This is a genomic window from Eudoraea sp. (genome assembly GCF_049665975.1).
In the GTDB taxonomy this organism is placed as follows: Bacteria; Bacteroidota; Bacteroidia; order Flavobacteriales; family Flavobacteriaceae; genus Eudoraea.
Map to the genome: position 1 here is coordinate 1 of NZ_JBATGR010000364.1, position 6,852 is coordinate 6,852.

The 6,852-nt window shown below is 37.5% G+C and carries 8 protein-coding genes; 7 read left to right on the plus strand and 1 reads right to left on the minus strand.

The window, feature by feature from the left end:
• Both WBN20_RS12380 and uxuA read left to right on the plus strand, forming a co-directional pair.
• Window positions 1-573: SDR family oxidoreductase (locus WBN20_RS12380; protein WP_424281912.1), on the plus strand; the 573-nt coding region annotated here is incomplete at its 5' end.
• Window positions 574-578: 5 nt separating this feature from the next.
• Complete coding sequence (gene uxuA, locus WBN20_RS12385; RefSeq protein ID WP_424281919.1) at window positions 579-1,739, plus strand: mannonate dehydratase; 1,161 nt, start codon at window positions 579-581, stop codon at window positions 1,737-1,739.
• A gap of 4 nt (window positions 1,740-1,743) precedes the next feature.
• Here uxuA and WBN20_RS12390 read toward each other — a convergent pair whose 3' ends face one another.
• Window positions 1,744-3,312, minus strand: a complete 1,569-nt coding sequence (locus WBN20_RS12390; protein WP_424281913.1) for a glycoside hydrolase family 32 protein — start codon at window positions 3,310-3,312, stop codon at window positions 1,744-1,746.
• Between the two features lie 117 nt (window positions 3,313-3,429).
• On the opposite strand from WBN20_RS12390, the gene WBN20_RS12395 reads away from it, so the two are divergent.
• The 5 genes from WBN20_RS12395 to WBN20_RS12415 form a co-directional block, all read left to right on the plus strand.
• Window positions 3,430-3,921 carry a rhodanese-like domain-containing protein gene (locus WBN20_RS12395; protein WP_424281914.1) on the plus strand — a complete coding sequence of 164 codons (492 nt, stop codon included), beginning with the start codon at window positions 3,430-3,432 and terminating at the stop codon, window positions 3,919-3,921.
• 13 nt (window positions 3,922-3,934) lie between these two features.
• On the plus strand, window positions 3,935-4,555 hold the full coding sequence (locus tag WBN20_RS12400) for a TIGR04282 family arsenosugar biosynthesis glycosyltransferase (RefSeq protein ID WP_424281915.1): 621 nt from the start codon (window positions 3,935-3,937) through the stop codon (window positions 4,553-4,555).
• 4 nt (window positions 4,556-4,559) lie between these two features.
• The gene (locus WBN20_RS12405) at window positions 4,560-5,375 is read left to right on the plus strand and encodes a purine-nucleoside phosphorylase (RefSeq protein WP_424281916.1); all 816 of its coding nucleotides are present in this window, start codon (window positions 4,560-4,562) and stop codon (window positions 5,373-5,375) included.
• 208 nt (window positions 5,376-5,583) lie between these two features.
• Window positions 5,584-6,285, plus strand: coding sequence for a DUF547 domain-containing protein (locus WBN20_RS12410; RefSeq protein WP_424281917.1), 702 nt, complete (start codon window positions 5,584-5,586; stop codon window positions 6,283-6,285).
• Window positions 6,269-6,852, plus strand: a 584-nt coding sequence (locus WBN20_RS12415; protein WP_424281918.1) for a TIGR04283 family arsenosugar biosynthesis glycosyltransferase, incomplete at its 3' end; no start/stop codon positions are given. The genes WBN20_RS12410 and WBN20_RS12415, both read left to right, overlap by 17 nt.

Consider the following 6,852-nt stretch of genomic DNA (forward strand, 5'->3'; position numbering starts at 1 on the left):
CATGAATATGGAAAAATAGATGTCCTGGTTAACCTGGCAGGCGGGAATATGGCAGGGGCAGTAATCACTCCGGAGCAGACCATACTGGATGCGAGGATAGATGAATTAAATAAAGTTATGGAACTAAATTATATGGGTTCCTTCCTCCCAATAAAAACATTTCTGCCCTTATTTCTAAAAGATTTAAAAGGAAGTATTATTAATATTTCTTCCATGGCCGCTCAAAGGCCCATAACCAGGGTATTGGGTTATGGTTCTGCGAAGGCGGCTATTGATAACCTGACCAAATGGTTGGCTATCGAGTTTTGCAACAAACACAGTGCAGATTTAAGAGTTAACGCAATTGCACCCGGTTTCTTTTTAACAGAGCAAAACCGAACTTTACTTACCGAGACAGACGGCCAATTAACAAAACGTGGCAGACAAATTATTGAGAATACCCCAATGGGCAGATTTGGTAATCCTGATGAACTCTTCGGGGTTCTGCAATGGCTTTGCAGCGATGCCTCAAAATTTGTAACCGGGACAATTATTCCGGTAGATGGCGGGTTTAATGCATATTCTGGCGTATGAAGTCAATGGAACAAACAATGAGATGGTACGGGCCTAATGACCCAGTAACCTTAAGTGATATCAGACAGGCAGGAGCAACTGGTATTGTGACAGCTTTGCATGAAATTCCAAATGGGGAAGTATGGGAAAGAAAGGCCATACGCGAACGTAAAAAAATTATAGAAGATGCAGGTCTAAGATGGTCTGTTGTAGAAAGTGTTCCTGTTCATGAACACATTAAAACTCGAAGTGGAAATTTTGAGAAACTTATAGATAACTATAAGGAAACTATCAAAAATCTTGCATCAGAAGGTATAAACATTATCTGCTACAATTTTATGCCCATCCTGGATTGGATACGCACAGAGCTAGATCATGAACTTCCCAATGGGGCAAAAACATTAAACTTTGAGATAAGGGCATTGGCCGCCTTCGACTGTTTTATTTTAAAGCGACAGGGGGCTAAGGAATCTTATCCTCCCGGAATTATTAAAAAGGCCAAAACTTATTACGAAAATTTAGGCGCAACAGAAATTGAAAAACTCAAAAGAACCATTTTAGATAATCTTCCCGGGGCAGAGATAGGTTATACCCTGGAGGAGTTTCAGGAAGCATTAGATAGTTACCAAAATATTGATGCTCCAACTTTGGAAAAAAACCTGCGCCTTTTTCTAAATGAAGTACTTCCTGTGGCGGAAGAAAATAATGTTTTTCTCGCTATACATCCCGACGATCCACCCTATCCCATACTCGGTCTGCCAAGAATTATGAGTACGGCTGCGGACATAAAGCGAATCCTATCAGAAAACGACAGCCCTAATAATGGAATTACATTTTGTACCGGTTCCCTTGGCGTAAGGGACGATAATAACCTGGTACAAATCATAAAGGACTATGGAGATCACATCCACTTTATTCATCTTAGAAGTACCCGCAGGGATGCGGATGGCAACTTTTATGAGGCCTGCCATTTAGAAGGTGATGTGCCAATGTATGGAGTAGTGAAGGAAATCCTTCAATTACAGGAGAAAAGAAACAAACAATTACCTATGCGTCCGGATCATGGACAACAGTTGTTAAATGACCTGGATATTAAGACAAATCCGGGCTATTCGGGCATAGGACGTCTCAAAGGCCTCGCGGAATTGCGAGGGCTTATGTATGGAATCTTAAATGAAAATGCCTGAATCCCTACCAGATAGATTCTGCCCTGTTTACTTCTAATGCATTAATAGTCAATACTGAGGAAGAAGGGTTCTTGAACATAAGGTTTGTATACGATTCATTGGGAAATATTTGTGAAGTCATCACATATTGCCCATTATTTATAAAGACTTCTATTGAGGACCAATCCATCAAAACCCGCACTTCAAATTCCCCCTCAGGCAAGTTCTTAACAGGCATTTTTTGAAGACTTTTTGCAAACTCTTCATTAAACGCGGTTTTGCCCGACTTAGTTCGATCTAATAAAAACCATTCCTGATCCCCATCTAAGGTCAATACCAGTTCTTCACCCAAGCTATTATTATAAGAAATTTCAAAATTTCGATTCGTGGTTTTAAACCTTACTTCCGACTCATTATAATTGTCAAAAGCGATAGTTTCTGACTCGCCCGCTGCCAATTCAAGGTCATTTTTAATTTCCGACTTAAAGACGGTTCCAAAATCAACCAGGGGGTAATTTGCCAATTCATATGAATCGCCCACTTTTATAAGCGATAAATTTCTTGGAACGGTCATTGCACTTCGCCATTCTTTTGTTGGTGTATCACGTGCGTAGCCCCAATTACTCATCCAGCCAATAAATATCCGCTCATTATTTGGTTCATTATTATACGTTATCCCCGCATAATTATCGGTTCCCCAATCTAGCCATTTTTCCGCATTTTGATTGGATGTAAATGTGGTCCCGTTAAATTCCCCGATAAAATATTGAGTGCCGCTACCCCCGTTAGGCGCCCCAGGATTTATACTAATTATGAGCACCCATTTTTCCTCCCCTGAACCGGAAACTTTTAATGGAAAAAGGTCAGGGCATTCCCATACCCCTCCATGCGCCCCTGATTCTTTTCCAAATTCACTTAGATAGGTCCAGGAAATTAAGTCGGCAGATCTATAAATTTTGGCGTGGTCTCCTGCAACCAATACCAGAATCCAACTTTGAGTAGCTTCATGCCAAAAGACTTTTGGATCCCTAAAATCGCGAATCCCATCATTTCCCAGAACGGGATTATTCTGATATTTCAACCATGACCCCCCATTGTCCAAACTATATGCTATCCCTTGAGTTTGGAAATCATTAGAACCATCTTTCTCCTTATTTATATTGTGATATGTAAATACGGCCACCAAAGGTGGATTTTCCGAGGTACCCAAACCAGATGTATTATTTTTATCAAGAACAGCACTGCCTGAAAAAATATATCCATTCTCATCCGGAAATAAAGCAATGGGCTTATGTTCCCAATATACCAGGTCCTTGCTTGTAGCATGACCCCAATGCATAGGGCCCCATACAATATCTTCAGGGTGATACTGATAGAAAAGATGATATATCCCGTCATTATAAACCAGTCCATTAGGATCATTCATCCACATCTCTGTTGGTGAGAAATGGAATTGTGGTCTGTATGGCTCTTTGAAAAAAGTTGTTTCTGGTATAGACACCATTTCTGTATTTTTTTCTTCTTCTTTGATTTTACAGGAATAAAATGAAAAAAATAGTATACTCAGAACGCTAAATACGATATAATTTCTCATATCCAATAGTTGATTTTTATAAAAATACATTTTATTTATTTGACCTGAAAACCACCGTCATATAGGATAATTTTTTACTCAAATGAGTATCTTTACACCTGGATATAATTCATAGCGATGCATCTTTTTATCAAATGTTCATGTTTCTTTTTTCTACTTCTCTCGGCTAACGCCCAATCTTCTATAGAACAGGCTCTGGATTGGTACAACAGTGAAAGTGTTCCTTACATTTCGGTAACGGAAATGCAAAATTTTGAGAACCAAATTATTCTAGACGCCAGAGAATGGGAAGAATATGAGGTAAGTCATTTAAAAGATGCCGTTTGGGTGGGTTATGATGGTTTTAAATTGGCAGAAGTTGTAGATAAATATCCCAATAAAAATTCAAACATTGTTATTTATTGTTCTATTGGGGTTAGGTCTGAGAATATTGGCGAAGAACTTTTAGAATCTGGCTATTTCAATACGAAGAATTTATATGGAGGTATTTTTGAATGGACCAATGAGGGGTATCCTGTTTATAATACTAAGGGTGAAAAAACCAAAAAAGTACACGCATATGGTAAGTTATGGGGGAAATATCTGACCAAGGCAGAAAAAGTATATTAGCATTAATTCATTCATGACTTTGGAAGAAAAAAAAGACCGATTATTACTTATTTTTACCCGAAACCCCAAATTAGGAAAGTGCAAAACAAGATTAGCCGCGACACTAGGAGATCAGGCGGCATTGGATATTTATATGATCTTACTGCGGCATACGGCCGAGATTACAAAAAACCTTAATTGTTCAAAAGAAGTTTATTATTCAGAAGAAATACCCGAAAATGATTTATGGGATAAAGACAATTACGCAAAACAGTTGCAAGAAGGAAATGATTTGGGAGAACGAATGTATAATGCTTTTAAATCTGGATTTCAAAAGGGTTATAAAAAGATAATCATAATAGGAAGTGATATTTATGATTTAAATAGTGAAACCATTGAAGCAGGTTTTAATGGTTTGGAGAATTCTGATTTTGCAATAGGTCCGGCAGCGGATGGCGGTTACTATCTAATAGGAATGAAGACATTGAACCATGAAATTTTCCTAAACAAGAACTGGGGCACAGAAACTGTCCTGGAAGATACGCTCAGTAACTTAACCCATAAAGAGGTACAACTCTTGCAAATCAAAAATGATATTGACGTCTACGAAGATTTAAAAGAGTTTGATGTTTTTCAATCCTTTGTAAAAATTTAAGCCTATGACTAAAAAACAGTTGGAAGAATCATCTCTTTACCTTAGAAACAAAGGCTTTGAAAGTCCTGAAATAGGGATTGTACTAGGCACAGGACTTGGCAGATTGGTAGACCATATAGAATCTGGCGTTGTAGCCCATTACCATAACATTCCATTTTTCCCTTTGGCTACCGTTGAATTCCATAGTGGTAAGCTTATTTATGGCACTCTCGAAAATAAAAAAGTAGTGGTTATGCAAGGTCGTTTTCATGTTTACGAGGGATATCAGTTTGATGATGTTACCTATCCCATAAGGGTCATGCACGAACTGGGAATAAAAAAGTTGTTTATCTCTAATGCTGCTGGGGCTATTAACCTAAGCTATAAAAAAGGGGATATCATGCTTATCGAAGATCATATTAATCTGCAGGGTGGGTCTCCTTTGGCATTCAAAAATGTTGCCAACTTTGGGGTGCGTTTTGTGGATATGAGCCAGCCATATGATATGGAAATGTGTAAAAAAATTAAAGGAATTGCAGTCCGCGAAAATATTACATTACATAGTGGTGTGTATGCTTCTGTCGTTGGGCCTCAATTGGAAACCAAGGCGGAATATCGGATGTTAGGAACTATAGGGGCAGATGCGGTTGGTATGAGCACAGTTCCTGAAGTAATTGTAGCCAACCATTTAAATCTTCCAGTAGTAGCCGTGTCCGTACTTACTGATGAATGCAATCCCGACAATCTTAAGCCCATTCATATTGCCGAAATAATTAAAGTCGCAGAAGAAACCGAACCCAAAATGATAAAATTATTTATGGAATTGATAAGAGAATTATGAGTTTTACTGGTATCGCATTCAATGGTAATACTACATTATCATAAATTAAGTGCATCACCTTTATTAATTGGAACCATTAATTTCCTTTCGCAAAGTAATTGAGATTTGATGTAAGGTTTAAACTACTAATTCAACTAAAGTTATAAAATACGCAATGCTCCAAATAAATTTCCTTCTTTTATGCTGTCTTTTCCAGCCCATTTCACTAGTGCAGGACGCATTAGTTTTAGATCCGATCTCAAGTGAACAGATATGTGGAGAAGCAGACCACAAAAACTGGGATAGATTGCTGCATAGCTTCGTTGACGAGAAAGGCAATGTAAATTATCAAGGATTTAAGAAGGAATCCGAAGTTTTAAACCGGTACTTAGAGCAATTGGGCAGGGATACGGTAAATGAAAACTGGTCCAGAGAAAAAAAACTGGCATACTATATAAATCTTTACAATGCCGCCACAGTTAAATTAATTTTGGATAATTATCCTTTGGCTAGCATAACAGACATAAACAAACCCTGGGGTAAAGCGTGGATCAAATATGGAGGAGAATTCATTTCATTGGGAGAAATAGAGCATAAGGTCTTAAGAAAGATGAATGAACCCCGAATTCATTTTGCGATCAACTGTGCTTCGTATTCATGTCCAAAATTACTAAACGAAGCCTATACTGAAGGAAAGTTGGATAAACAATTGGATAAGGCTTCGAAAGACTTTGTAAATGACCCCAGCCGAAATAAAATATCTAAAAATAAAGTAGCATTGTCCAAGATCTTTAAATGGTATAAAAAAGATTTTGAAAATAACGGTTCCCTGATAGTTTATTTGAACCAATATTTAAAATCACCCATTAATACTGATGTGAAAATTGAATATCTTAAATACAATTGGAGTTTAAATGAAATTAAGCAATAACCCTACAATAAGTATTATTATTCCTGTTCTGAATGAAGAGCGATATATAATTAAGCTTTTAGCGTATCTACAGAAAAATGGAAGTTCGTCCAATATTAAAGAGATTCTTGTAGTAGATGGTGGTAGTACTGATGGAACAATAGAGGCCGCTTCAAAATTTGATGCCGTTGTACTCAGTTCTGAAAAAGGTCGCGCAAAACAGATGAATTATGCCGTTAAACATGCCGCAGGTGAAATACTATACTTTCTGCACGTAGACACTTTTCCTCCAAAAAACTTTGACAAAATAATCCTGGATGCTATTCAAAAAGGGAATGAAGCCGGATGTTTTAGGATGAAATTTGATAGCAATAGTCGTTTTTTGAGTTTCTTTTCCTGGTTTAGCAGAATAAATCATAAGATATGCAGAGGTGGAGATCAATCCCTTTTTATCACTAAAGCATTATTCCATTCTTCAGGTGGCTATGATGAGAGTTACAAAATATATGAGGATAATGAATTCACAAGCCGACTCTATAAGCTTACCAATTTTAAGATCCTTCCGGATAAAGTGCAAACCTCAGCTCG

What these genes read in the sequence shown, in the direction of transcription:
- uxuA (WP_424281919.1), top strand. Translation starts at nt 579, where the DNA reads ATGGAACAAACAATGAGATGGTACGGGCCTAATGACCCAGTAACCTTA.
- WBN20_RS12390 (WP_424281913.1), bottom strand. Translation starts at nt 3,312, where the DNA reads ATGAGAAATTATATCGTATTTAGCGTTCTGAGTATACTATTTTTTTCA.
- WBN20_RS12395 (WP_424281914.1), top strand. Translation starts at nt 3,430, where the DNA reads ATGCATCTTTTTATCAAATGTTCATGTTTCTTTTTTCTACTTCTCTCG.
- WBN20_RS12400 (WP_424281915.1), top strand. Translation starts at nt 3,935, where the DNA reads ATGACTTTGGAAGAAAAAAAAGACCGATTATTACTTATTTTTACCCGA.
- WBN20_RS12405 (WP_424281916.1), top strand. Translation starts at nt 4,560, where the DNA reads ATGACTAAAAAACAGTTGGAAGAATCATCTCTTTACCTTAGAAACAAA.